Source organism: Sinomonas humi, assembly GCF_000802235.1.
Classification (GTDB): domain Bacteria; phylum Actinomycetota; class Actinomycetes; order Actinomycetales; family Micrococcaceae; genus Sinomonas; species Sinomonas humi.
In genome coordinates this window covers 1-23106 of sequence record NZ_JTDL01000113.1, presented here as the reverse complement: position 1 = coordinate 23106, position 23106 = coordinate 1, and the positions used below count along the sequence as shown (strand labels likewise).

General features: G+C 68.3%; 24 protein-coding genes and 1 pseudogene. 12 read left to right on the top strand and 13 right to left on the bottom strand.

From position 1 onward, the window contains the following. Positions 1-6 precede the first annotated feature (6 nt). Positions 7-930: a prephenate dehydratase gene (gene pheA / locus LK10_RS11375; RefSeq protein WP_043123746.1), complete on the bottom strand. Its 924-nt coding sequence runs from the start codon at positions 928-930 to the stop codon at positions 7-9. Beyond that, entirely contained in the window at positions 930-1253 is a 324-nt protein-coding gene (locus LK10_RS11370; protein WP_043123744.1) for a rhodanese-like domain-containing protein, read from the bottom strand. Before LK10_RS11370 ends, pheA begins: the two co-directional genes overlap by 1 nt. Positions 1254-1343: 90 nt before the next feature. Between LK10_RS11370 and LK10_RS11365 the strand changes: the two genes are divergently transcribed. After that, positions 1344-2777, top strand: coding sequence for an amidase (locus tag LK10_RS11365; RefSeq protein WP_043123742.1), 1434 nt, complete (start codon positions 1344-1346; stop codon positions 2775-2777). Here the strand turns inward: LK10_RS11365 and LK10_RS11360 are convergent. Beyond that, entirely contained in the window at positions 2771-3397 is a 627-nt protein-coding gene (locus tag LK10_RS11360; protein WP_043123740.1) for a DUF4190 domain-containing protein, read from the bottom strand. The genes LK10_RS11365 and LK10_RS11360 overlap by 7 nt on opposite strands. Positions 3398-3565: 168 nt before the next feature. Here LK10_RS11360 and pgm point away from each other — a divergent pair, with 168 nt between their 5' ends. The 3 genes from pgm to LK10_RS11345 all read left to right on the top strand — a co-directional run bounded on the left by pgm (position 3566) and on the right by LK10_RS11345 (position 7263). Then, on the top strand, positions 3566-5221 hold the full coding sequence (pgm, locus tag LK10_RS11355; RefSeq protein WP_043123794.1) for a phosphoglucomutase (alpha-D-glucose-1,6-bisphosphate-dependent): 1656 nt from the start codon (positions 3566-3568) through the stop codon (positions 5219-5221). Positions 5222-5311: 90 nt separating this feature from the next. Continuing rightward, complete coding sequence (locus tag LK10_RS11350) at positions 5312-5770, top strand: MarR family winged helix-turn-helix transcriptional regulator (RefSeq protein WP_043123738.1); 459 nt, start codon at positions 5312-5314, stop codon at positions 5768-5770. Continuing rightward, positions 5767-7263 carry an MFS transporter gene (locus LK10_RS11345; protein WP_081998468.1) on the top strand — a complete coding sequence of 499 codons (1497 nt, stop codon included), beginning with the start codon at positions 5767-5769 and terminating at the stop codon, positions 7261-7263. The genes LK10_RS11350 and LK10_RS11345 overlap by 4 nt, the downstream gene beginning before the upstream one ends. Positions 7264-7348: 85 nt before the next feature. On the opposite strand, the gene LK10_RS11340 is transcribed toward LK10_RS11345, so the two are convergent. After that, positions 7349-7954, bottom strand: a complete 606-nt coding sequence (locus LK10_RS11340) for a malonic semialdehyde reductase (protein WP_043123737.1) — start codon at positions 7952-7954, stop codon at positions 7349-7351. A gap of 190 nt (positions 7955-8144) precedes the next feature. Here LK10_RS11340 and LK10_RS11335 point away from each other — a divergent pair, with 190 nt between their 5' ends. Both LK10_RS11335 and LK10_RS11330 read left to right on the top strand, forming a co-directional pair. Further along, on the top strand, positions 8145-9434 hold the full coding sequence (locus tag LK10_RS11335; RefSeq protein ID WP_043123735.1) for a uracil-xanthine permease family protein: 1290 nt from the start codon (positions 8145-8147) through the stop codon (positions 9432-9434). Between the two features lie 72 nt (positions 9435-9506). Next, on the top strand, positions 9507-10946 hold the full coding sequence (locus LK10_RS11330) for an amino acid permease (protein ID WP_043123733.1): 1440 nt from the start codon (positions 9507-9509) through the stop codon (positions 10944-10946). A gap of 61 nt (positions 10947-11007) precedes the next feature. Here the strand turns inward: LK10_RS11330 and LK10_RS11325 are convergent, their stop codons facing one another. Continuing rightward, the gene (locus LK10_RS11325; RefSeq protein ID WP_043123732.1) at positions 11008-12123 is read right to left on the bottom strand and encodes a glycerate kinase; all 1116 of its coding nucleotides are present in this window, start codon (positions 12121-12123) and stop codon (positions 11008-11010) included. A gap of 36 nt (positions 12124-12159) precedes the next feature. Here LK10_RS11325 and LK10_RS11320 point away from each other — a divergent pair, with 36 nt between their 5' ends. Further along, positions 12160-12741: a TMEM175 family protein gene (locus tag LK10_RS11320; RefSeq protein WP_043123730.1), complete on the top strand. Its 582-nt coding sequence runs from the start codon at positions 12160-12162 to the stop codon at positions 12739-12741. Positions 12742-12866: 125 nt separating this feature from the next. Here the strand turns inward: LK10_RS11320 and LK10_RS11315 are convergent, their stop codons facing one another. Continuing rightward, on the bottom strand, positions 12867-14537 hold the full coding sequence (locus tag LK10_RS11315; RefSeq protein WP_043123728.1) for an alkaline phosphatase family protein: 1671 nt from the start codon (positions 14535-14537) through the stop codon (positions 12867-12869). A 214-nt stretch (positions 14538-14751) separates the two neighbouring features. Further along, complete coding sequence (locus LK10_RS11310; RefSeq protein WP_231567734.1) at positions 14752-15519, bottom strand: glycerophosphodiester phosphodiesterase; 768 nt, start codon at positions 15517-15519, stop codon at positions 14752-14754. Positions 15520-15552: 33 nt separating this feature from the next. Here LK10_RS11310 and LK10_RS11305 point away from each other — a divergent pair, with 33 nt between their 5' ends. Together LK10_RS11305 and LK10_RS11300 are read left to right on the top strand one after the other, a co-directional pair. After that, complete coding sequence (locus tag LK10_RS11305; protein ID WP_043123724.1) at positions 15553-16047, top strand: NUDIX domain-containing protein; 495 nt, start codon at positions 15553-15555, stop codon at positions 16045-16047. Next, positions 16044-16901 carry a PhzF family phenazine biosynthesis protein gene (locus LK10_RS11300; protein WP_043123723.1) on the top strand — a complete coding sequence of 286 codons (858 nt, stop codon included), beginning with the start codon at positions 16044-16046 and terminating at the stop codon, positions 16899-16901. Before LK10_RS11305 ends, LK10_RS11300 begins: the two co-directional genes overlap by 4 nt. A 28-nt stretch (positions 16902-16929) precedes the next feature. On the opposite strand, the gene LK10_RS11295 is transcribed toward LK10_RS11300, so the two are convergent. Continuing rightward, entirely contained in the window at positions 16930-17847 is a 918-nt protein-coding gene (locus tag LK10_RS11295) for a S1C family serine protease (protein WP_043123721.1), read from the bottom strand. A gap of 143 nt (positions 17848-17990) precedes the next feature. On the opposite strand from LK10_RS11295, the gene LK10_RS21915 reads away from it, so the two are divergent. Together LK10_RS21915 and LK10_RS11290 are read left to right on the top strand one after the other, a co-directional pair. Further along, positions 17991-18140 (top strand): lmo0937 family membrane protein, encoded by a 150-nt coding sequence (locus tag LK10_RS21915; protein ID WP_197061919.1) that lies wholly within the window; start codon positions 17991-17993, stop codon positions 18138-18140. Positions 18141-18322: 182 nt separating this feature from the next. Further along, on the top strand, positions 18323-18550 hold the full coding sequence (locus LK10_RS11290; RefSeq protein ID WP_043123719.1) for a hypothetical protein: 228 nt from the start codon (positions 18323-18325) through the stop codon (positions 18548-18550). Positions 18551-18554: 4 nt separating this feature from the next. Here LK10_RS11290 and LK10_RS11285 read toward each other — a convergent pair whose 3' ends face one another. The 4 genes from LK10_RS11285 to LK10_RS11270 are packed head-to-tail and all read right to left on the bottom strand — an operon-like array spanning position 18555 to position 21690. Then, positions 18555-19367, bottom strand: a complete 813-nt coding sequence (locus LK10_RS11285; protein WP_043123718.1) for a Cof-type HAD-IIB family hydrolase — start codon at positions 19365-19367, stop codon at positions 18555-18557. After that, a complete protein-coding gene (locus LK10_RS11280; RefSeq protein WP_043123716.1) occupies positions 19364-19924 on the bottom strand; it encodes a YbhB/YbcL family Raf kinase inhibitor-like protein in 561 nt (186 codons plus the stop codon). The genes LK10_RS11285 and LK10_RS11280 overlap by 4 nt, the downstream gene beginning before the upstream one ends. Positions 19925-19951: 27 nt before the next feature. Next, entirely contained in the window at positions 19952-20890 is a 939-nt protein-coding gene (locus LK10_RS11275; RefSeq protein ID WP_043123714.1) for a carbohydrate kinase family protein, read from the bottom strand. Between the two features lie 5 nt (positions 20891-20895). After that, the gene (locus LK10_RS11270; RefSeq protein ID WP_043123712.1) at positions 20896-21690 is read right to left on the bottom strand and encodes an alpha/beta hydrolase family protein; all 795 of its coding nucleotides are present in this window, start codon (positions 21688-21690) and stop codon (positions 20896-20898) included. A gap of 59 nt (positions 21691-21749) precedes the next feature. On the opposite strand from LK10_RS11270, the gene LK10_RS11265 reads away from it, so the two are divergent. Continuing rightward, positions 21750-22853 (top strand): GTP pyrophosphokinase, encoded by a 1104-nt coding sequence (locus LK10_RS11265; RefSeq protein WP_043123709.1) that lies wholly within the window; start codon positions 21750-21752, stop codon positions 22851-22853. A 7-nt stretch (positions 22854-22860) separates the two neighbouring features. Here LK10_RS11265 and LK10_RS22300 read toward each other — a convergent pair. Next, positions 22861-23106 (bottom strand): annotated as a pseudogene (locus LK10_RS22300) (hypothetical protein); the annotation flags it as partial.

Here is a 23106-nt window from a genome sequence, read left to right as displayed (position 1 = left end):
GGCCAATCAGTCGCCGAGAATCGTCCTCACCCATGCGGCGCCGGCGTTGAACGCGGTGTCGCTGTTGTGGGGACTAACCACCGGCTCCACGCCGTCGGCGCGGCGGTACGAGCCAAGGAAGCGGGTCTGGGGGCTGAGGCGGTGCAGGCCGGCCAACGCGTCGGCAACGCGGGCGTCCCCCGCGTGGCCCTCGGCGTCAATGCTGAAGAAGTAGTGGCCCAGGTATTCTCCGGTGGGCCGCGATTCGATGCGGGAGAGATTCACGCCGCGCGAAGCGAACTGCTCGAGGATCTCCATGAGCGCCCCCGGACGGTCCTGCGGCAACGGCACAGCGACCGTCGTCTTGTCGGCCCCTGTGCGCGGCGGGAGGGAGCCCGGCCGCGAGACGAGGATGAAGCGCGTCACGGCGCCCGGATTGTCGCCGATGCCTGCACCGAGAACCTCGAGCTCAGGGTGCTCCTCGGCCACGATCGGGCCGCAGATGGCGGCGTCCCCGGGGCGGGAGGAAGCCCCGAGAAGGGCGAGCGCTCCGGCTACCGTCGAGGAGGCAGGTTCGTATTCCGCGAGAGGAATATTCTCTCGCGCCCAGCGGCGGCACTGCGCCCATGCGTGGCCGTGAGTGCAAACCCGGCGCACGTCCTCAAGCCTCGTCCCAGGCCGAGCCACGAGCACGAACGTGATGGGCACGAGTTCCTCGCGCACGATCCGCAACTCGGGCCCTGTCGAGATCGCGTCGAGGGTTGCGGTGACGCCGCCTTCGACTGAATTCTCGATCGGGACCATCGCAGCGTCTGCGCGATGCGAACGTACGAGGTCGAGCGCCTCGGGCACGCTCGGAGATGGAACGCGCTCTGCGTCGCGGGCGCCCGGCACCTTGAGAAGCGCAGCCTCGGTGAACGTCCCGGCGGGCCCGAGGAACGTATAGAGCACTAGAGAACCGTGGGCTGCTGCCCGTTTTCGGAGACGAGGGGCCGCCCGGACTCAAGCCACGCATCCATGCCTCCGGCGACATTCATTGCCGAATAGCCCTGGTCCACAAGCCAGCCTGTCACCCGCGCGGAGCGGCCACCCGTACGGCAGACGACGAGGAGGTCCTCGTCCGGATCGAGCTCGCCGAGGCGGGCGGGCAACTGGTCCATTGGGATGTGCACGGCGCCCTCGGCGTGCCCGGCCTCCCATTCGTAGTCCTCGCGGACGTCGAGCAGCGTGCCAGCGGGCAGGGTCTCGACGCGGACGGATTCGAAGTTCGCCATTGCGGTTCCTCCACTTAACAGGCGCAGAAGTTGGATTCTCCTTCCAGCCTATAGTGGGAAGGCCGGTGGCGATGCCGGGAGGGAGGCGGCATGGACGACGGCGTAGCCCGGCTTTCCGCGCGCGGCCTCCGCGACGCGCTGCGCACCGGCGAGCTCTCGGCGAGGGACGCCGTCGTGCATTTCCTCGACGCGATCGGCACCCGCAACCCCCACCTCGGGGCGTTCGTGACGGTCACCGCCGAGTCCGCGCTGGCGGAGGCCTCGGCGGCGGACGAGGCGCACGCAGCCGCTCGCCGCGCTGGCGCCCTCGACGCGCTGCCGCCGCTCCATGGGATGCCGACGGCATTCAAGGACCTCGTCGATGTGAGCGGGGTGCCGACAACTTTTGGGAGCGCCGCCGTCGAGCCCCGACCCGCTCCACACAACGCGCCGCTCGTGACCGCCCTGAGGACGGCGGGCGTGATCTCCCTCGGAAAGACGCAGGTGCCCGAGTTCGGGCTCACGGCATATTCCGAGAACCGCATCGCCCCGCCCTCCCGCAACCCCCATGCGCCGGCGCTCAGCTCCGGCGGGTCATCGGGAGGCTCGGCGGCGGCGGTGGCGGCTGGCCTGCTGCCCTTCGCGCCTGGGAGCGACGGCGGCGGATCGATCCGGATCCCCGCGGCCGCCTGTGGAATCGTGGGGCTCAAGCCCGGGCGCGGACTCGTCCCCCAGGGTGAGAGCACTGGCGATCCGGGACGGCTCGTTGTCGCGGGCCCGCTCGCTCGGAGCGCGGAAGACGCCGCCGTGCTGCTCGATGCGCTTGTCGACGGGGACCACCAGGGCCGCCACACGGCGTCGTACGCGGACGCCGTGATGCGTGACCCAGCGAGACTCCGCATCGGCGTGGCACTCGCGAGCCCTTGGGACCATCGGTACCGCATTGAGCCCGAGCCGGAGGCCCTCGCAGCGCTCGACTCCGCGGCCACGCGGTTGGCGGCCGAGGGTCACCGAGTGGGCGAGGCGGAGGTGCGATACGACAACCGGTACCCCGACGCGTTCACGGCCGTCTGGACAGCGGGAGTAGGAACGCTCCGCCTCTCCCCTTCCCGCGAACCGCTCCTGACGCCACTCACCCGAGCGTTCCGGCGCCGCGCGCAGCAGAGGAGCCGCGCCAAGCTCGACGAATCGCTCCGGTTCCTGCACGGCTTCGAACGGGACACGGTCGCACAGTACGGGCGGTGGGACGCCATCCTCATGCCCGCGCTTGCGCAGACCCCGCGCCCCATCGGCTGGTTTTCCGGGCCGGAATGGCAGACGACGGCGGACGACGACTACGCGAGGCAATGCGAGTTCGCGCCGTGGTCGTCGATGGTCAACGTCTGCGGCCTTCCCGCGGTCAGCGTGCCCACGGTGTGGACCGAACTCGGACTGCCGATGGCGGTGCAGCTTGTGGGGCCGATGGGGTCGGAGGCGCGGCTCCTCCAGCTCGCGCGGATCCTTGAGACGGCGAAGGCGGGGGCGGCGGCCCGTACGGGTCAGTAGTTGTAGCTGTACTGGCTGATCGAAGCGATCCCGATCACGAGGAACGCAATGACCACCACACTGACGAGCAGGCAGAAGTAGCCGGTCGCGAGGCCCGCGATCGCGAAACCGCGGCCGGCCGGCTCGCGGGAGAGCGCGAGGTGGCCGAGCACGATCGCCGCGAGCTGGGGCAGGAGCAGGAAGCCGAAGCCGAGCAACGACGCGATGCCGCAGACCATCGAGACGATGCTCAGAGTCCGCGGCTCGGGTTGGGCATAGGAATAGGGCTGCGGATACTGGGGCTGCTGATAGCCGTACGACGGCGGGTACTGCTGGGGCGCGCCCGGCCCGTAGGGGTTCTGGGAGTAGGCGTTCTGCTGGGAGTAGGGGCTCTCAGAGTATGGGCCCTCGGAATACGGGCCCTGAGAGTATGGGCTCTGCCCGAACTGGCCCTGCCCGTAGGGGCTCTGGTGCGTGCCGTAGGGAGAGGCGGAGGCACCGGGAACAGTCGGCGCCTGGGGAACAGGAGGGATCGGACGAGTCGCGTGGCGGTGCTCGCGCGCGATCGGTTCGGTCGGGCGCTCGTCCGCCGGCTCGAGCGGCGGCTCGCCCTCATGGCGGCCCTCGTTGGTCTCGGACACGTCTCCCCCTCTGCCTCGAAATACTTCCGACGGGATGCTGGCACCAGCCTACTCGCGCCGCCCGTCAGGGCGCTGTGGGCCTGGAATGGCAAAAAATCGCGGAGGTCACTGCCGGAAATCTTCAGGCGGACGGCACGTACTGTCGGTGTTCTCTGCCAAGCTATGGGCATGGCTAACCGAGCAGGCACCGTTGCCCTTCCCAGTGACCTTGTCGACATCACGGCACTTCTCGATGCCTATTACGACATCTCCCCGGATCTCAGCGACCCGGGTCAGCGTGTGGCGTTCGGCACCTCGGGGCACCGGGGCTCAAGCCTCAGGGCCTCCTTCAACGAGAAGCACATTGCCGCAATCACCCAGGCGATCGTCGAGTACCGGGCGGGCCAAGGCATCCGCGGTCCGCTTTTCCTCGCGAAGGACACCCATGGACTGAGCGAGCCGGCGACGAACACCGCACTCGAGGTGCTCGCGGCGAACGGGGTGACAGTCCTCGTAGATGCGCGCCACGGCTACACGCCAACGCCTTCGCTGAGCCACGCCATCCTCAAGTACAACGCCGGCCGCTCTCAGGACGATCCTGGGAGGGCAGACGGCATCGTCGTGACCCCGAGCCACAACCCTCCCGCGGACGGCGGCTTCAAGTACAACCCGCCGCACGGCGGTCCCGCGGACACTGACGCGACGAGCTGGATCGCGGACCGCGCCAACGCCCTCCTCGAGGCGAACCTTGAAGGCGTCCGGCGCGTCCAGCTCCAGGAGGCGCTCTCGGCGGAGACGACGGGCCAGTACGACTTCCTCTCAAGCTACGTCGACGACCTGCCCCTCGTGCTCGACATTGCGGCGATCAGGGACGCTGGAGTCCGGATCGGGGCCGACCCGATGGGCGGAGCTTCGGTGGACTACTGGGGCGAGATCGGCGAGCGCCATCACCTCAACCTCACTGTGGTGAACCCGACCGTCGACCCGCGGTGGGCCTTCATGACGCTGGACTGGGACGAGAAGATCCGGATGGACTGCTCTTCCCCGTCTGCCATGGCCGGCCTCATCTCGAAGGTCAACTCGGGAGATACGAAGTTCGACATCGCCACTGGCAATGACGCCGACGCCGACCGGCACGGCATCGTCACGCCCGATGCTGGCCTCATGAACCCGAACCACTACCTCTCGGTAGCGATCGACTACCTCTACCGCAACCGATCTGGATGGCGCCCGGACGCCGTCGTCGGCAAGACGCTCGTGAGCTCATCCATGATCGACCGCGTTGCGGAGGGCCTTGGCCGGAAGCTTGTCGAGGTTCCGGTCGGCTTCAAGTGGTTCGTGCCGGGCCTGCTGAGCGGCGAGGGCGCGTTCGGGGGTGAGGAAAGCGCCGGCGCGAGCTTCGTCAAGCTCGACGGCGGAGTGTGGACGACCGACAAGGACGGCATCCTCCTGTGCCTCCTCGCCTCGGAGATCCAAGCCGTGACCGGGCAGAGCCCCTCCCAGCGCTACGCCGACCTCGCCGCGAAGTACGGGTCGCCGTCGTACGCTCGAATCGATGCCGCCGCCAACCGGGAGCAGAAGGCAAAGCTCGGGAAGCTTTCCGCCGCGGACGTCACGGCAACGGAACTCGCAGGCGAAACCATCACCGCGAAACTGACCGAGGCGCCAGGCAACGGTGCCAAGATCGGCGGGCTCAAGGTCACGACGGAGAACGCCTGGTTCGCAGCGCGTCCCTCGGGGACCGAGGACGTCTACAAGATCTACGCGGAGTCCTTCAAGGGCGAGGAGCACCTCAAGCAGGTGCAGGCTGAGGCGAAGGCGCTCGTCGACTCGGTCATCGCCTGACGGCGCAGCCGGGTCCGCTCGAGGTGACTCCTGCCACCGGGTGAGCGAGATCATATGCTTAGCAAAGGTAATGAGCTATGCTAAGTAACGATGACCACTCCAGCAACCACTTCAGATACCGAAGCCGTCCCAGATCTCGGCGAGCTCGCCGTCGAACTGCGCGTCGCGATCATGCGCACGTCTCGCGTGCTACGGACTCAGGCGGGCAGCGACGTCGTCACCCCGGGCCAGACGACTGTGCTCGGACTCCTCGCAAAGCGCGGACCGCAGACCATGCGCCAGCTCGCCGATGCAGAGCGCGTCCAGGCACCGAGCATGACCCGCACGGTCAACGCGCTCTCCGCGCAGAACCTCGTTGAACGAACTGAGAATCCGACGGACGGCCGCCAAGTCGTCGTCTCCCTCACGCCGCAGGGCGCCGCCGTCCTCGAGGAGTCTCGCAGCCTGCGGTCCGAATGGCTCGCCAGCCGTCTCGAGGGACTGCCTGAACGCGACAGAGCCGTCATGCACCGCGCCGCGGAGATTCTCGTGGAGATGTCTGCCCGATGAGCAAGATGTTCAGTGCACTCCGTCACCCCAACTACCGCCTCTGGGCCAGCGGCGCCGTCGTCTCGAACGTCGGAACCTGGATGCAGCGCGTCGCTCAGGACTGGCTTGTCCTGACCGCCCTGACCAACCACGACGGCGCTGCCGTAGGCGTCACGACCGGGCTCCAGTTCCTCCCCATCCTCGTCCTCGGACCCTACGCAGGCGTGGTCGGCGACAGGCTCGACAAGCGGAAGCTGCTCATCGGCACGCAGGCCGCCATGGGGGCGCTCGCCCTCCTGCAGGCTGTCCTCGTGCTCTCGGGCGTTGCCCAGCTCTGGCACATCTACGCGATCGCCCTGCTCCTCGGCGTCGCGAGCGCCTTCGACGCGCCAGCGCGGCAAGCCTTCGTCTCCGAGCTCGTCGGGCGGCAGGATGTGCCGAACGCCGTGGCACTCAACAGCGCGTCCTTCAACCTCGCCCGCCTCGCGGGGCCCGGCGTTGCGGGTGTCCTCATCAGCGTCGTCGGCACCGGTTGGGTGTTCCTGATCAATGCGGCCTCCTTCGCGGCCGTCATCGCCTCGCTTATCAAGCTCCGTGTGGATCTTCTGCACCGTTCCGCCCCGGTTCCGCGGGGGAAGCACCAGATCGTCGAGGGCCTCCGCTACGTGCGGAGCCAACCGCGGACGCTGCTCATCATGGCGATGGCCGGAGTCGTCGGGATGTTCACTCTGAATTTCCAGGTGACCAACGCCCTCATGGCTGCGAACGTCTTCCACACCGGCCCTGATGCCTATGGCCTCCTCGGCTCCGTCATGGCAGTCGGCACCCTCGGGGGCGCGCTGCTCTCCGCACGACGGCGGAACCCGCGCATGAGCCTCCTCGTTGCAGCGGCCGTCCTGCTTGGGCTCGCCACAATCGTCGCCGCGATCATGCCCGCCTACGTGTGGTTTGCCGTCATGCTCGTCCCGGTGGGTCTCACGTCGATGACGTTCCTCAACCTCTGCAACACCATCGTGCAGCTCAGCACCGATTCTCAGTACCGAGGGCGTGTTCTCGCGCTCTACATGGCGGTCATCCAAGGCGGAACGCCGATTGGGGCGCCGATCATCGGGTGGGTCGCCAACACAGGTGGAGCTCGCTGGTCGCTGCTCATAGGTGGCGCGGCCGCGCTCGTGGCGGGCATTCTCGGCATCGTGGCGCTCACCCGGTGGGGCGAGGGAACGATCCGCGAGCAGCTGCGTGCGGTTTGGGCCGCGCGGCGAGACGAGGACGCGAACGACGGCGCGGACGACGGCGCGGACGACGGCGGCGCGTTGGCCCCGGCGGTCACGGGACCTTCTCCGGTGCTCACCGCAACAGCTCCCACGACTGGCCAGAGTTCCCGCGGTGGGCGCCCTGAGTGCAAGACTCCCCCCGCAGGACGCCCTCGTCCGGCCGCTCAGCGCGCTGCCACCGGAAGCATTCCGCGCGTGTCGGGCCCGCGCGACCGCGGGGACCGGGTGCCGAAGCCCTAAGAAGTGGCCACGTGCGGGGAAAGAAATGGCCCCTCGTTGCTGCTGCAACGAGGGGCCACTTGTCTCGAGGGGTCAGCTCGAGGGGTCAGAGGGTCTCGACGACGTCCTCGTACGCGAACTTCGTCTTCACGGGACCGAAGGCGTCGACGCCCGGGAGGCCGATGTTCACCACGAGGAAGCTCTTGCGGCCGCCCTCCGGGAAGAACTCGGCGTCGATCCCATCGAAGTTGGCGCCGGTCATCGGGCCGGCCGCGAAGCCGAGCGCGCGCACGGCGAGGATGAAGTAGCCCGCCTGAAGGTGGGCGTTGTCCCGGCCGGTGCCGTAGCGGAGCGACTCATCGGCATCGAACATCGCCTTGGCCCGGAGAGCAGCCGGGAGGAACTGATCCCACTTCTCGTGCCACTCGGTGTCGAACGAGAGGACGGCGACGAGCGGAGCGTTGCGCGTCTTCTCCTGATTTCCGGGCATCATGTGCGCGACGAGCCGCTCGCGGGCCTCCGCTGAACGGACGTACGTGACGCGGAGCGGCTGGTTGTTGAAGGCGGTGGGGCCGAACTTCGTGAGCTCGTAGATCGCCTGCGCCTGCTCCTCGGTCACCTCGCCAGTGAACGAGTTCGCCGTGCGCGCCTCGACGAACAGGGCGTCGACGGCGGCGGCGTCCAGAGCGGCTTCCTGATGGGCGATGCTCATTGAATCTCCTTCTCCACGATCCGACGGCGGCCGAGCCGGCCGCCCTCTCAAAGGGTGAAACCCGCCGTCGTCCGCTCCCCTTCCGCAATGCGCGGTGAGATTGACCACACGGGTGCGCGGCCCGCCGTCGTACGCACACGTAAGATTTCTCTCTGGCACGCACCCCCACCCTCACCGGAAGGCGACCCCCATGAGCATGCTCGGAACCGGCTGGAAGCTTCACGGAGACGGCCGTTCCGTCCGCCCGGGCGAGGTCGTCGCCCCTCAGGAGCGGCTCGCGTGGCCGCTGACGATCGGGATCGGCCTCCAGCACGTGGTGGCAATGTTCGGCTCGACGTTCCTCGTGCCGATCCTCACCCACATGCCCCCGGCTACGACCCTCTTCTTCTCCGGAATCGGCACCGTGCTGTTCCTGCTCATCACGCGGGGGCGGGTGCCGAGCTACCTCGGTTCTTCCTTCGCATTCATCGCACCGATCCTCGCCTCGCAGCAGCAGTTCGGCGTCGCGGGGGCGCTCGGCGGGGTGGTCGCGGCCGGGATCGTCCTCGCGCTCGTCGGTGCAGTGGTCCAGGCGTTCGGTGCGCATTGGATCAACGTCGTCATGCCGCCGGTCGTGACTGGCTCGATCGTGGCGCTCATCGGCCTGAACCTCGCGCCGTCCGCCAAGCAGAACTTCGTCGCCGCACCAATCACGGCTTTCGTGACGCTCCTCGCGATCATCCTCGCGAGCGTCCTGTTCCGCGGGATCCTGGGCCGCCTGAGCATCCTCATCGGCGTCGTGGTGGGGTATCTCGTGGCGATCGCGCGCGGCGAGGTCAACTTCTCGGGGGTTGGCTCGGCGGCTTGGATCGGACTCCCGCATTTCCAGACGCCCGCCTTCCATGTCGGGGTCCTCGGCTTGTTCGTCCCCGTTGTGCTCGTGCTGGTCGCGGAGAACGTGGGGCACGTCAAGAGCGTCGCCGCGATGACGGGCCAGAACCTCGACGGCGTGGCCGGCCGCGCGCTCATCGCCGACGGAATCGCCACGACCCTCGCGGGCTTCGGCGGGGGCTCCGGCACGACGACGTACGCCGAGAACATCGGCGTCATGGCAGCGACCAAGGTTTACTCGACCGCGGCCTACTGGGTTGCGGGCCTATGCGCTCTCGCGCTCAGCTTCTCGCCGAAGTTCGGCGAGCTCATCGCCACAGTCCCGGCGGGCGTGCTCGGCGGCGCAGCGACCATGCTCTACGGGATGATCGGCGTGCTCGGCGTCAAGATCTGGGTCCAGGGCAGGGTCAACTTCTCGAACCAAATCAACATCACGACGGCGGCGGTCGCCCTCATCGTCGGCGTCGCCGATTACACGTGGAACGTCGGCCAGCTGGGCTTCGCCGGAATCGCGCTCGGTTCTGCGGCGGCTCTGCTGATCTACCACGGCATGACCGGGCTCGCGCGGTGGCGCGGAACCGTGCGAGAGCCCGAGAGCGAGAGCGTCTAGCTGCCTTCGCCCGCTCGCGGCGTAGACTGGCGCCGCACCGAGGCAAGACCGAACGCGAGCAGGGGGAGCCTGATGACGAGCTGGCAGCAGTCCATACTCCGGCGGAAGCCGATCGGCGAGATCGAGGAGGAGCAGGGGGTCGGCCAGCTCTCGAGGTCACTCGGGCTGTGGCAGCTCACCGCGATCGGCGTCGGCGGCATCATCGGGGCGGGCATCTTCTCGCTCGCCGGGGCGGTTGCCCACGCGACCGCCGGCCCCGCCGTCCTCATCTCCTTCCTCGTGGCGGGCGTCGCGAGCGCCGCGGCCGCCCTCTCCTACGCCGAATTCGCGGGCATGATCCCCAAAGCGGGTTCGGCGTACACCTATGGCTACGCGTCGCTCGGCGAGATCGTCGGCTGGTTCATCGGCTGGGACCTGCTCCTCGAGTACACGGCGATCGTCGCCGTCGTCGCCATCGGCATCTCGGGCTACTTCGGCTTCCTCGTCGGGCAGCTCGGAATCAACCTGCCCGCCTGGATGCTTGGCGCGGCCGGCACGGGGCCCGGTCACGTCGTCGATGTCTTCGCCATCATCCTGTGCCTCGTCACGGCGTGGATCCTCACGCGGGGAATCCGCAGCACGGGCCGCTTCGAGCTCGTGATCGTCGCGCTCAAGGTGCTGCTCGTCGTCGTCATCGTGGTGCTCGGCGTGTTCCACATCAACAGCGCCAACTACACCCCCTACTTCCCATTCGGCTTCGGCGGCGTGATGACGGGCGCGGCGACGGTCTTCTTCGCCGTATTCGGCTACGACGCGATGAGCACGGCCGCTGAAGAGTCGCGCGATGCGACGAAGCACATGCCGAAGGCGATCATCTACTCGCTCGCGATCGCGATGGCGCTCTACGTGCTCGCAACCCTCGTACTGACGGGGATGCAGAAGTACACCGAGATCGATCCGAAGTCCGGCTTCGCGAGCGCCTTCTCTGCGGTGGGCTTGCCGGCCGTCGCGGACGTCATCGCGGTCGGGGCGATCATCTCGATCATCACCGTGATGCTGACGTTCATGCTCGGCGTCACCCGCGTATGGTTCTCGATGAGCCGGGACGGACTCCTCCCGAAGTGGTTCGCAAAGACCCACCCGGAGCGGCATGTCCCGACTCGTCTCACGTGGATCGTCGGCATCGGGTCCGCCGTACTCGCCGGAGTGCTGCCCATCAACACGGTCGCCGAGCTCACGAACATCGGGATCCTGTCCGCGTTCGTTGTGGTCTGCGTGGCGGTGATCGTCCTGCGTTACCGCAGCCCCGAAATCCCGCGCACATTCCGGACGCCGTGGATGCCAGTCGTGCCCGCCGTCGGCGTCCTGTTCTCGCTCTGGCTGATCATCTCCCTGCCTTGGGAAACCTGGGTGCGCTTCGGCGTCTGGCTCGTGATCGGGCTCGCGATCTACTTCGGCTACTCGCGGCGCAACTCGCTGCTCAACCCCGAGAGCCCGCGGCATACGACGACGGCGGGCGATCTGGCGGACTGACCGACGCCGCAAGTGGCCACTCGTCAGGCGAGAAGTGGCCACTCGTCGGAGGGCGGGTGGACTAGACGCCCGCGAGGAGCTCCGCCACCGCCCGGCGGACGTAGGCGCCGGCCTCGGCTATTGCTTCGGCCGGGCTTGGGGCGAGGTCGACCAGCGCGCCCGCGACCTCGATCCCATGCTCCGCAAGCTCCTCCGGCGAAGCGAGGATCCGGCCGGCGACGGCGACCACGGGAATGCCCCGCTCCCGAGCCCGATCAGCGAGCGCGATCGGCGCCTTGCCCGTCAGCGACTGCCCGTCCAGCGAGCCCTCGCCCGTGATGACGAGGTCGGCTCCCTCGAGCTGGGCATCGAGGCCGACGAGGTCTGCCACGAGTTCGAACCCGCTCTCGAGCTCGGCCTCCGTGTATGCGAGGAAGGCGGCGGGGAAGCCGCCGGCCGCGCCCGAGCCGGGGACGTCGACGTCGCGGCCCGTCGCTTCGGCGAGCGCTTTGGCCCAGATGCGGAGGCCAGCGTCGAGCGCTTGGGCCGTTTCGGCGTCCGCCCCCTTCTGCGGGCCGAAGATGTGGGCCGCGCCCTCCGGGCCGTAAAGCGGGTTGCGGACGTCCACGGCGATACGGAACCGCGTCCGGGCCAGCCGGGGGTCGAGGGCTGAGGCGTCGAGGGCAACGACGTCGGCGAGCGCCGCTCCCCCGAGCGGTACAACGTTTCCCGAGGCGTCGAGGGGCGTGAGGCCGAGCGCTCGAACCGCCCCGGAGCCGCCATCCGTCATCGCCGAACCGCCGAGCCCGATGACGATTTCGGTCGCTCCGGCGTCGAGGGCCGCGGCGATGAGCTGGCCGGCGCCGTACGAATGGGCCCGGCGGGCTGTTTCCGCAGTGGGTTCGCCGTCGAGGGCAGCGAGGCCCGAGGACTGGGCGGTCTCGATCACAGCGGTTGTTCCCTTGAGAGCCCAGGAAGCGCCGACGGGCCGGAGGATGGGGCCAACGACAGCGTTGTTCCGTTCCTCGAAGCCCGCGGCGACGGCCGCCTCGAGCGTGCCCTCGCCGCCGTCGGCAATCGGGACCCTTGTGATCTCCGCGTCCGGGTAGACGCTCAGGGCCCCTTCCGCCATCGCGTCGGCAGCCTCAGCCGCTGTGAGGGAGCCCTTGAACTTGTCGGGGGCGATCAGAATGCGCATTCCATCATCCTGCCAGCTGGTGATTCAATCGTCTGCGTGGAGACCAACCGCGTCGAGGCCTTCAGCGACGGCGTCATGGCCATTGCAATCACCATCATGGTGCTCGAGCTCAAGACACCCGACACGCCGGACCTGCACGGCGTCGCCCAGGTTCTGCCGACGTTCCTCACGTACGTCCTGAGCTTCGTGTACATCGGTATCTACTGGAGCAACCACCATCACCTCATGCACCTGAGCGACAAGGTGGACGGCGGCGCGCTGTGGGCGAACCTCAACCTGCTGTTCTGGCTCTCGATCGTGCCGTTCACCACGAGGTGGATGGACGAGAGCAGCCTCAGCCCGCTGCCCGTCCTCGTGTACGGAATCAACCTCTTGCTAGCGGCCGTCGCCTACACGATCCTCCAGACTCGGCTCATAAGGCTTCAAGGCGCCGAAAGCCGCCTCGCTCGCGCCATCCAGAGCGATGCGAAGGGCAAGTGGTCCCTCGTTCTCTACGCGGTTGGGTGTCTCGGAGCGTACGTGTCGGTATGGATCAGTGCGGCTGCCTATGTGGGGGTGGCGGCCATGTGGATCATCCCAGACAGGCGCATCGAGCGGGCAGTGGCGGACGGGGACTGACTTTGCCAACCGCGCCGCGCTCCGTCCCATTTCTGGAGGCCCGATTTCGGTGTCTGCCCCGACGCGCCGCGCTCCCGACCGATTGGGAAAACACAACCGGGCGGGAGCGCGGACCGTCAGTGATCTCAGTGCTGCGGGAGAACCTTCGTCCCCTCGATCTTTACCGCCTGGAGCGCGTTCACGTTGAGACCGAGCTCGCGGAGGATGGTCGGGGCGATCTGGGTGGTCTCGACGGTGCTCGTCACGGTCGATGCGCTCGAATCGGTGCCCTGTGAGACCACGATCGGCACGTGGCGGTCCTCGGGGTCGGCGCCCCCGTGCTCCGCGATCTTGCCCTGGCCGCCCGTGTAGACCACGCCGTGCTGCACGATGCCGAAGATGTCCGGAATGCGCGAATCATCGGCAGCCGTGTGGAAGAAGTTCGCGACCTGCGAACCGGCGTAGACGGTCGTGAGGCCAGAGTTCTGGACGGTCAGCGAGGACCCGCTGACGTTGTTGCCTGCGGCGGAGTGCGAGAGCAGGTACTGCTTCGCGAAGTCAGCGGCCGCCTGCGTGTGCTGGGTCAGCCAGAGCTGCATGACATCGTCGTCCGTGGAGAAGGAGACGAGGTTGCCCGAGTGGCCTGCCGCCTGCCAGGCCGCGTTGAGGCCGTCGATGATGGGGCCGTCGTCCACGCGCTTGAGCGACGCCGAATCCGTCGGGGACTGGCCGTGCTTCGCCGAGAGGATCACGGTCGTCTTCTTGGCGTCCGGGGTCTTCGCGATGGCCGCGGTCATCTGGCCGACCTCGGTGTTGATGTAGTCGAGCGCGCGCGTCAGGAGCGGGCCCGGGGTGACGCCGTCGGCGAGGTAGCCACCGACGAGGCCGTCGGAAGTCGGGAGCTTCTGTGCCGTGGAGACGGTCTGGAAGTTCATGCCGAAGATGCCGGGCTCGCCCACGGTCTGCGCGCCGGAGTGGTCCTTGCCCGCGATCTCGTTGAGCACTGCCTGGACCTTGTACGTGTCGTACTGCTGGGTCGCCGCGTTGTCCGTCGTCCAGTCGCCCGAGAAGCCGGCGATCGACGCGTCCGAGTTGATCTCCGGCGCGAACAGGTCGTCGATCCCCGTGCCCGAGGGGCCGCTAAGGATGTCGTAGGCGACGTGCTTGTCCGACCAAGCCGTGTTCAGCCCGGCCTGCTTGGCTACCTCGAAGACCGTGTTCACCTTGAGGTACTGGTTCGGGTACACCGGCTTGCACGTGGTCGGGTCCACGGGCAGCGCCGCCGGGTTGATGAGCGACTTCGCGTTGCCCGTCATCTGGAGGATGCTGTTCGGCAGCCCGGCGAGGCCCTGGCCGGCGTCGAGAGCGTTCTGGTTGAGGTCAGCGGCCTCGGTGTAGGCGACCTCGGCGCCGGGAGTGGCACCAGCGCAGTTGGTGGTGCCGGCCGGGAGGAGGGCCCGGTTGTACGTGTCGTCGTAGTAGACGCCCGTGGTGCCCGGGTTGCCGCCCGTGACCTGGGCGACCATGCCGGGGAAGGAGTCCGACGGGATGGGCGTCTGCGCGTTGGTGTAGCTCGTCCCGTGGCCCACGAGAGCGGCGAGCGCAGAGGTCGGGTGTGTCTTGACGTACCAGTCGAGGTCCGACTGGTGCAGGCCGTCCACCGAGAGGAGGAGGACGTGCTTGCCTGAGTTGGCACCCTGCGCCGTGGCGCCCGCAGGTGCCGCGACAGCCGCCGTGGCGGCGCCGCCTACGACTGTCGTCGCCGTGAGGGCCGCGCCGAGCACGGCCGCGGCGGCACGTTTCTTAGTGCTCTTCATGATTCTCCATTCCGGCGCACGCGGCGCCTCATGCCTGACGGCCCTCAGGAGGGACCCGGAGAGATCGTGCCAGCCCCAAACGAACGGACGACGGCGCAAGACGGCTCAGTCGGGAGAGTTCTCCGAGACTTCGGTTTCGTTTTGCCGTTCTCCCAGAGAACTGTGAGGAAATTCGGAGCAGTTTCCCCTTTTGGGCGGCATTGGCCGCAGAGGCTTACCGCGCTGGCGGCCAGGCTCCCCGCCCGGTGAGGACGTCGCGCAGCACGTCCGCCCGATCGCTCATGAGGCCATCGACGCCGAGGTCGAGCAATCGAATCATGTCCGTCGCCTCGTTGACCGTCCACACGTGGACCTGACGCCCTAAGGCGTGGGCTCGCGCAAGGAACCGCGGGGTCATGACGGGGAGGCGCCCCTGGTGCTCGGGAACCTGGAAGCAGTCGACGTCGCGCAGGGCCCAGCGGAGAAGCCCGGGCGGGAAGGCCGGGCCGCCGTAGGCAACGAGCGCAACCGTCCGCATGCCGGCCGACGACGGGACACGGCGTGAGAGCCGCGCGAGGACAGCGCGGCGCCTGGCGTCCGAGGAGGAAGCGACGAGGACCCGATCATGGAGGCGCATCCGCTCGATGGCCGCGGCGAGCGGGGCTATGGCGCCCGCGCTCTTGACGTCCACGTTCAGATAGGCGCCGGGGAGTTCCTCGGCGAGTTCCTCGAAGCGAGGAACCCCCTCGCGTGCGCCGATCCGGGCCCGCGAGACCTGCGACCACGTGAGGCCCGCTATCGGGCCGCTCCGGTCCGTCACTCGGTCGAGAGTGTCATCGTGGAAGACGGCGAGGACCCCGTCTGCCGTCGCGTGCACGTCCGTCTCGAGGTGAGTGAAGCCGAGGTCCCATGCCGTGCGGAAGGCTGTGAGCGTGTTCTCGAGCCCCTCGCGCGAGAAGCCTCGGTGGGCGAACGCGAGTGGAGGCGAATCCAGATAGCTCACGCGCCTCACCGTAGCGCGGGTAGGCTCAAAACCATGGAAAAGCTGGAGGATCTCAGCCCGGTGAGCCGCGAGTACTTCCGCACCCTGCCGCGCCGCCGCGTGGCTGCCGGCCTCGTGATTCGCAACAACGAGGGGTGCGTCCTCGCCGTGAAGCCCAACTACAAGGAAGGGTGGCTGCTGCCCGGCGGCACCGTCGACCCTGGAGAGGCGCCGCGCACGGCCGCACGGCGAGAGGGCCGCGAGGAGCTCGGGCTCGACATCGAACCGGGCGCCCTGCTGCTCATCGCGCATTCGGCCTTCCCCGACCCGGTCGGCGACGGACTGGTCTTCCTGTACGACGGCAGAAGCCTCCCCGACGACGCCCGGATCATCCTCCAAGAGGAGGAGCTGACCGAGTGGAAGTTCGTGGCGCCGAGCGAGTTCGAAGAGTACTTCGGCTCGCACGGCGCGGTGCACGTGGGCTCTGCGCTCACAGGGCTGGCCGAAGGCCGGACGCTCGAACTCGAGGATGGGGTCGAGCTCGTATGAACCGCACCTTCAGCCAGGTCGACGTTTTCACTTCTGAGTTCCTGCGCGGGAACCCCGTCGCCGTGGTCCATGACGCCGAAGGGGTCTCCGACCAGGACATGGCCGCGTTCGCGCGCTGGACAAACCTCTCGGAGACAACCTTCCTCCTCCCACCGACACAGTCCGGCGCCGACTACCGGCTCCGCATCTTCACGCCCGGCGGTGAGCTGCCGTTCGCGGGCCACCCGACGCTCGGCTCAGCGAGGGCGTGGCTCGAAGCGGGCGGCGTGCCCGCCGCTTCGGGGCGGCTCGTCCAGGAGTGCGGCGTGGGCCTCGTGACCCTAGCGGACGACGGCGGGCGGCTCGCCTTCGCGGCGCCCCCGCTGCTGCGTTCGGGCCCTGTCGACCCGTCCGAGCTCGCCCTGGTCGTGCGTTCGCTAGGGCTTGCCGCGGACGACGTCGTGGACGCGGCGTGGGTTGACAACGGGCCCGGCTGGGTCGGGCTCCTGCTGCGCGACGCAACGACTGTCCTCGAGCTGCGGCCCGACTTCGCCGCGATGGGCGGCTACAAGGTCGGCGTGATCGGCCCCTACGACAACACGGGCGAGGATCCCAGCGTGGCCTTCGAAGTCCGCGCCTTCTGCCCCGACCTCGCCGTTCCCGAGGACCCGGTGACCGGCAGCCTCAACGCGGGGCTCGCCCAGTGGCTCATCGGGAGCGGGCGCGCACCGTCGTCGTACATCGCACAGCAGGGAACGGCGCTCGGGCGGCGCGGTCGCGTCCATGTCAGCGCGGACGGCTTGGCCGGAGGCGATGGGGAGATCTGGGTCGGCGGAGACACAGTGGCGGGGATCCGCGGGACGGTCGAGCTCTAACTGGTCGAGCTCTAACTGTGGGGTGGGGTCAGTCGGCGAGCTCGGCTGGCTCCGCGACCACATCGACCATCGCCTCGCCGCGCAGGACCGTGATCTCCGTCCGACGACCGATCGCGTCCTCGAACATGTGCTTCTGGAGCGACTGGGCATCCGCGAGCGGCGCGCCGTTGATGGCGAGCAACAGATCACCCCGCCGGATGCCGCTCAACGCCGCCGGGCTTCCGGCGACGACCTCCGCGACGCGGAGCGCTCGCCTGCGCCCCGTCCGCGCTGCCCAGCGATCGTCGAGCGGGGTCGGGACACTCACGAGCCCGAGGTAGGCTCGCCGGACGCGGCCGTCCTCTCGCAGGGCCCGGAGGATGCGACGCGTGGTCGCGTTGATCGGGACAGCAAGTCCGAGGCCGACGCCCGCCACCGCCGTGTTGATCCCAACCACCCGGCCCCTGGAGTCGGCTAGCGCGCCGCCGGAATTCCCGGGGTTGAGAGCGGCGTCGGTCTGGATGACGTCCTCAATGAGACGAGAGGCGGTGCGGCCTTGGGCTGGCATCGAGCGGCCTAGCGCGCTCACGACGCCAGCAGTCACGCTGCCCTCGAGGCCCAGCGGGCTTCCCACGGCGACGACGAGCGATCCCACGAGGAGACGGTCCGCGTCCCCGAATTCGGGCGGGGCCGGAATGGCAATCGTGGTGCGCAGGACGGCGAGGTCCGAGAGGGGGTCGCGGCCGACCACGTAGAAGCGGCCGGACGAGCCATCGGCGAACGCGACTTCGCCCTCTGAGAGCCGACCCACCACGTGGGCGTTCGTGACGAGATGGCCCTCCTTGCTCATGACGACGGCGGAGCCCGAGCCGCGAACGGTCCGGACCGAGGCGACGCGTGGCGTCAGATGCCGTGCGACACCGGTGACCACCTCGGAATAAGCGTCAAGGACTTCGTCATCACTCACGTGAGGAAAACGCTCGGGATGCCGGAACCGATTCCCTTGATCGCCGCAGGCGAACCGCAATCTTCGGCCGATTCCACGTTTGAGTAAAAACGATCGGGGTATCAGTTCAACACGTATCCACTAACCGAACTGAGGAGGCCACCGTGCTGCTGTGGATCGCTATTATCCTTTTCGTCCTCTGGCTACTGGGCTTTATCGCCCTTCCGACGCTGGGCGGATGGGTGCACATCCTGATCGTGCTCGCCGTGATCGCACTCATCGTCCATTTGGTGAGGGGCCGGCGCGCGGTCTAGCAGCGGCACGCTGACTGCCCCAGCCAGATCGCCTCGCCGAGGTGCTGTTTCCGGACCGTCGCATTGAAGGTTCCGGGGACCGCACCTCGGCGTTGCCGTGTTCGGGACCATTCTGCCGGAACGCGGCCTAAAGTGGTGGTTGGTTCCGCAGTTTCAGTAAGTCCCGCACAGGAGGTTTCACCTTGCTCTGGATCGCTATCGTGCTTTTTGTCATCTGGCTCCTCGGCGTCATCGGAAATATCGGCGTCGGAGTCAACATCGTGGTCTTCGTGGCCATCGGCTTTTTCATCGTCTGGGCCATGAAGCGGGCCGGCGCACACCGGTACGAAGAAGTCGAGCACACCGCGGTGACGACCCAGCCCGCCGTCGGCGAGCGGGGCACGCACCCGGCTCGGGAGCTTCGGAAGTAAGCCGCTACCCCACCTTGCGCAGCCCTGCGAGCTTGCGCTCGAGAACTTGGGCCACGCCGTCGTCCTCGATGCCCGGGGCGTGAAGCTCCGTGGCGGCGAGGGCGCGGGGGTGGCCCGAGGACATCGCGTAGCCCTCGCCCGCCCAGGTGAGCATCTCGACGTCGTTCGGCATGTCCCCGAACGCAACGACGTCCTCCGCCGAAACCCCTAGTGCGTGGGCGTACTCGGCCAGCGTCACGGCCTTGTTGACGCCGAGGGGCGCCATTTCGAGCATTGTCAGGTCGAGCGCGGAATGCGTGACCGACACGAGATGCCCGACGTGGGGAGCAACGGCGCGGAAGTAGTCCTCGGCGGACATGTCCTCGATCTTGGCCATGAACTTCACGACCTCGTCCCCAGTCACGAGGTCTTCGAGCTTGCCGTGCCGCACCTCTCCGAGGAGATGGCGGTGGCGAGGCTCGGCGAATCCCGTCTCCATGACGAACTCTTCTGCCGTCTCCGCGGCGAAAGTCGTCTCCGGGAACAGCCCACGGACGATATCCCGTACCTCGAGCATCGTATGGCGGGGAATGCCTTGGGACGATACCACCGACATACTCGAGAGGTCGTAGACGAGGGCACCGTTCGAGCAGATCACGGTGCCCGTGTGCCGGAGCTGCTCGCTCAGCGGAGTTAGCCAGCGGGCCGGGCGCCCGGTCACGAAGACCACGGCGACCCCGGCCGCCTCGCACCCCTGCAGCGCGCGGATCGTCCGCTCGGAGATCCGGCCCTCCCGGCTCAGGATCGTACCGTCGATATCGCTTGCTACAAGCCTCACTGGACCTCGAAGTAGCCGGTCAGCTGCGCCCGGCCGAGAGTGTGGAAGAAGAGGTTGAAGCCGAGGAACGCGGGGGTCGCGTCCGGGCCGACGTCGAGCCGATCGACGTCCACCGCGTGAACTGTGACGATGTAGCGGTGCGGGCCGTGCCCCTTCGGCGGGGCAGCTCCCACAAAGCCCGCGTAGCCGGCGTCGTTCTTGAGCTCGACTGCGCCCTCAGGGAGGCTCGCATCGGAGTCGGACGGCCCCATTGCGTCCGCGCTGCCGCCCGCTCCCTCGGGGAGCTCGTCGACGGTCGCGGGGATGTTCGCGACAGCCCAGTGCCAGAACCCACTCGCGGTGGGGGCGTCGGGGTCGAAGACAGTGACGCAGTAGCTCTTCGTGCCCTCGGGTGCCCCAGACCAGGTGAGCTGGGGCGAGAGGTCCTTCCCGCCTGGCACCTGGAAGACACCGCTCACCTGATTCGGTGCGAGCGTCCCGCCGTCCTCGATGTCCTCGGAGGTGACGCTGAAGGACTCGACCTGAGGCAGGTCGTCGTACGGATTGTGCTTGGCCATGAACACTCCTTGCTCGCGTTTGCCCCGCTACAGCGGGAGGATGTCCCTCACTTCGGCCCGGCTGGGCGGGTTGGCGCCCGGCCGGGAGACGGTGACCGCGGCGGCTCGCGCCGCGAAATCCAAGATGCGCCGCAGCTCGGCGGCGTCGACCCGGCGCAGCTCCGAACGCCGCTGCGCGCCGTCGAGCTCCCGGTCGACGACGCCGCTGAGGAGCGCCGACATGAACGAGTCGCCTGCCCCGACGGTGTCCGCGACCCGGACCTTCGCGGCTGGAACCTCTGCCTCCCCGTCCGCACAGATGCCCCAAGGACCGTCACCGCCGCGGGTGACGACGACGATCGAAGGCCCCTCAGGCGCGCCGAGAGACTTCCAGCGGCGCGCGGAATCGAGCGGCTCGACGCCGGGATACAGCCACGCGAGGTCCTCGTCGGAGGCCTTCACGACGTCGGCGAGCGCCACGAACCGTTCGACGAGCGGGCGGACGGCCTCACGATCGGTCGTGATGGTGGGGCGGCAGTTGGGGTCGAAGCCAATAGTGGCGCGCGGCCGGGCGTGCTCGACGGCGGAAAGGACCTGGGCGGCCCCGGGCTCGAGCACGGTCGCTATCGAACCGGTGTGCAGGAGGGTCGTGGCGCCGAGGAGCGTCGAGAGGCGGTCCCGCAAATCGGGGAGGTGCCAGTCGAGGTCGAACATGTAGGTCGCGGCGCCCTTGTGGTCTAGCTCGGCGATCGCGGTGGAGGTCGGAGTCTCGTCCGGAGGAAGGGGGACGAGCACTCCAGAGGACTTGAGGTGCTCGGTGAGGAGGCGGCCGTTCGCGTCGTCGCCGTAGCGGCCGATGAACTGCACCGGATGGTCGAGTCTCGCAAGCCCGATCGCGACGTTGAGCGGGCTCCCGCCCGGGTGCGACTCTGTGCCCGTCGGCTTCCGGACGACGTCGATGAGGCCCTCGCCGATGACAGTGAGCATGGGGCCTACGGTAGCAGTCTGCCGAGGAGGGCGCGGCACGTTTCGTACGCCTCCTCGCCCGGGGTGATGAGGGCCGAATGGTCGCCGACCGTCTCGTGGAGCTCAGCCGGATCGCCTGCCGCTTGGGCGGCCGCGACGTACGCCTCGGACAGTTCGAACGGCACGGCCTCGTCGTCCCGCGAGTGGACCGCGAGCACCGGGACGCCGGTTGGCAGCCGACGCATGGGGTCAGCGAGAGCGTACTCCTCGGGAAGCACCGTTTCGGGGCCGCCCATGAGGTTCGCGGCGGCGTCGTTGCTCAGGCGCAGGCGATGCGCGGCTGAGAGATCGAGGACGCCGGCCTGGCTGACGACGCCGGTGAGCCGGACCGCCGGAGACTCGCCGCCCGTCCGGGCTGCGTGGGCGGCCCTCCCCGCTGCCCAGACCGCGAGGTGGCCCCCGGCGGAGTGCCCGAGCGCAGCGACCCGTCGTGGGTCGACGGCGCCCCCTACGAGCTCCGCGAGGTTGGCGAGGTGGTCGATGCCCATGGCGACGTCCCGGAACGTCGCCGGCCAGCCGCCGTCGCCCGCCTTTCCCTCGCTGCCCGCACGCCGGTACTCCAAGTTCCACACCGCATAGCCGTGGTCGACGAGATCCAGAGAGGCTGGGAGGCCGAGCTCCGCCGTCCATCGGTCGCGCCAGTAGCCCCCGTGGATCACGACGACGGTGCCGCGCGCCGGTGCGTTCTGGGCGGCCGGCAGGAAGAGTTCGCCCCATTGGTCGCGATGGGGTCCATACGGAATGCGTTCGCGCTTGGCCACGGCCCCACCCTACGTTGCGCTGCCGTGTCCGTGTCGGTGCCGATTGCTACCGTGATGCCATGGCCACCAACTATGACCGTTTGGACGCGGGGCAGCGCGCCATCGTCGATGCGTCCGTCGAGACCTATGCACGGGTGCGCCCGGCCCTCAAGGCGGTCACGAACGACGTCCTGCACACCCTGCGGGACATGTTCAAGGACAGCGACGAGGCTGATCCCCTCTTCATCACGGGCCGTACCAAGACCGTGGAATCGTTCAAGGAGAAGATCTCACGTCTCGATCCGCCCGCGGAGCCCGGGGGCAGCCCGACCCTCAAGTTCCCGGACCCCTTCCGGATCCTCAATGACATGGTCGGTGTCCGGGTCATCACGCGGCTGCCGCGCGACAACGCGATCGCCGCGAACCTCATCAAGCGCCAGCGCGACATCTTCGACTGCCGTGGCGACAGGGAGAAGGCCATCGGCTCGATCGAATCGGGGACCTACGGCTATTCGAGCCGGCACCTGATCCTCCGCACCCTCCAGAACGACGCCGTCAAGGCCTACCAAGCTGTCTTCAACCCGGAGCTGCCCTCGAACGGCAGCTACTTCTTCGAATGCCAGATCCGCACGATCTTCGCCCACGCCTGGAGCGAGATTGAGCACGATATCCGGTTCAAGAGCAGTGACCCGCGTGCCTGGAGTCCGCAGTTCGACCGGCAGTTCACGGCGACGGCGGCGATGCTCGAGGTCGTCGAGAAGGAGTTCGCCGAGCTGCACGAGCGGTACGAGAAGGTCCGCAGCTTCTGGAACGAGGCAGGTGAGGGCGGGCAGCCGCTCACTCCCGACCGCATCCGAGACGTGTGGCAGACACTCCTCCCGCACGTGGACCGCAAGGTCGACGACGACTGGGGTTGGGCGGCGGAGCTCGTTGCCGCGCACGGTTTCACGCACACGTGGCAGCTCGTCGAACTGCTCGACGCCGAACGCATCACGGAGGTGCGCAAGGCGCTCGACCACCGCTACTCCCCCGGCCCCGACCGGCTCCTCGACGACCTCCTGCTCTGGCGGTTCGGCCGCGACCACATCGAGCTGACCGCCGAACCCGCCGAGTCTCCCGTTCACCCCCGCCGAGACAGCCTCCAGCGGCGGCTCAAGCAGATTGAGCGGTACAGGCTGAACTGATGGGCGGCTAAGTGCCGTAGATGAAGGCCTCTGCGTGGGCGACCGCTTTGCGGAAGGAATCGTTGCGCAGGGCGACAGCCTCTTCGTTCGTCGAGGTCCCATTCGCCACGGCCTCGACGTAGCTCGAAAGCCCAGGCGGCCTGAGGACCCAGATTCCGCCATTCGGCGGCAGATAGAAGACCGCGAAGGAACGCGCCGAAGAGTCGTCCTCCCAGACGGGAACGACGGCGACGGCGGCGCCCGTGTCCACGTT

Coding starts and splice junctions, on each gene's coding strand:
- LK10_RS11330 (WP_043123733.1), top strand. CDS start 9,507: ATGACGAGCTGGCAGCAGTCCATACTCCGGCGGAAGCCGATCGGCGAG.
- pgm (WP_043123794.1), top strand. CDS start 3,566: ATGGCTAACCGAGCAGGCACCGTTGCCCTTCCCAGTGACCTTGTCGAC.
- LK10_RS11300 (WP_043123723.1), top strand. CDS start 16,044: ATGAACCGCACCTTCAGCCAGGTCGACGTTTTCACTTCTGAGTTCCTG.
- LK10_RS11315 (WP_043123728.1), bottom strand. CDS start 14,537: ATGAAGAGCACTAAGAAACGTGCCGCCGCGGCCGTGCTCGGCGCGGCC.
- LK10_RS11365 (WP_043123742.1), top strand. CDS start 1,344: ATGGACGACGGCGTAGCCCGGCTTTCCGCGCGCGGCCTCCGCGACGCG.
- LK10_RS11370 (WP_043123744.1), bottom strand. CDS start 1,253: ATGGCGAACTTCGAATCCGTCCGCGTCGAGACCCTGCCCGCTGGCACG.
- LK10_RS11280 (WP_043123716.1), bottom strand. CDS start 19,924: ATGGCCAAGCACAATCCGTACGACGACCTGCCTCAGGTCGAGTCCTTC.
- LK10_RS11275 (WP_043123714.1), bottom strand. CDS start 20,890: ATGCTCACTGTCATCGGCGAGGGCCTCATCGACGTCGTCCGGAAGCCG.
- LK10_RS11335 (WP_043123735.1), top strand. CDS start 8,145: ATGAGCATGCTCGGAACCGGCTGGAAGCTTCACGGAGACGGCCGTTCC.
- LK10_RS11340 (WP_043123737.1), bottom strand. CDS start 7,954: ATGAGCATCGCCCATCAGGAAGCCGCTCTGGACGCCGCCGCCGTCGAC.
- LK10_RS11350 (WP_043123738.1), top strand. CDS start 5,312: ATGACCACTCCAGCAACCACTTCAGATACCGAAGCCGTCCCAGATCTC.
- LK10_RS11305 (WP_043123724.1), top strand. CDS start 15,553: ATGGAAAAGCTGGAGGATCTCAGCCCGGTGAGCCGCGAGTACTTCCGC.
- LK10_RS11265 (WP_043123709.1), top strand. CDS start 21,750: ATGGCCACCAACTATGACCGTTTGGACGCGGGGCAGCGCGCCATCGTC.
- LK10_RS11345 (WP_081998468.1), top strand. CDS start 5,767: ATGAGCAAGATGTTCAGTGCACTCCGTCACCCCAACTACCGCCTCTGG.
- LK10_RS11325 (WP_043123732.1), bottom strand. CDS start 12,123: ATGCGCATTCTGATCGCCCCCGACAAGTTCAAGGGCTCCCTCACAGCG.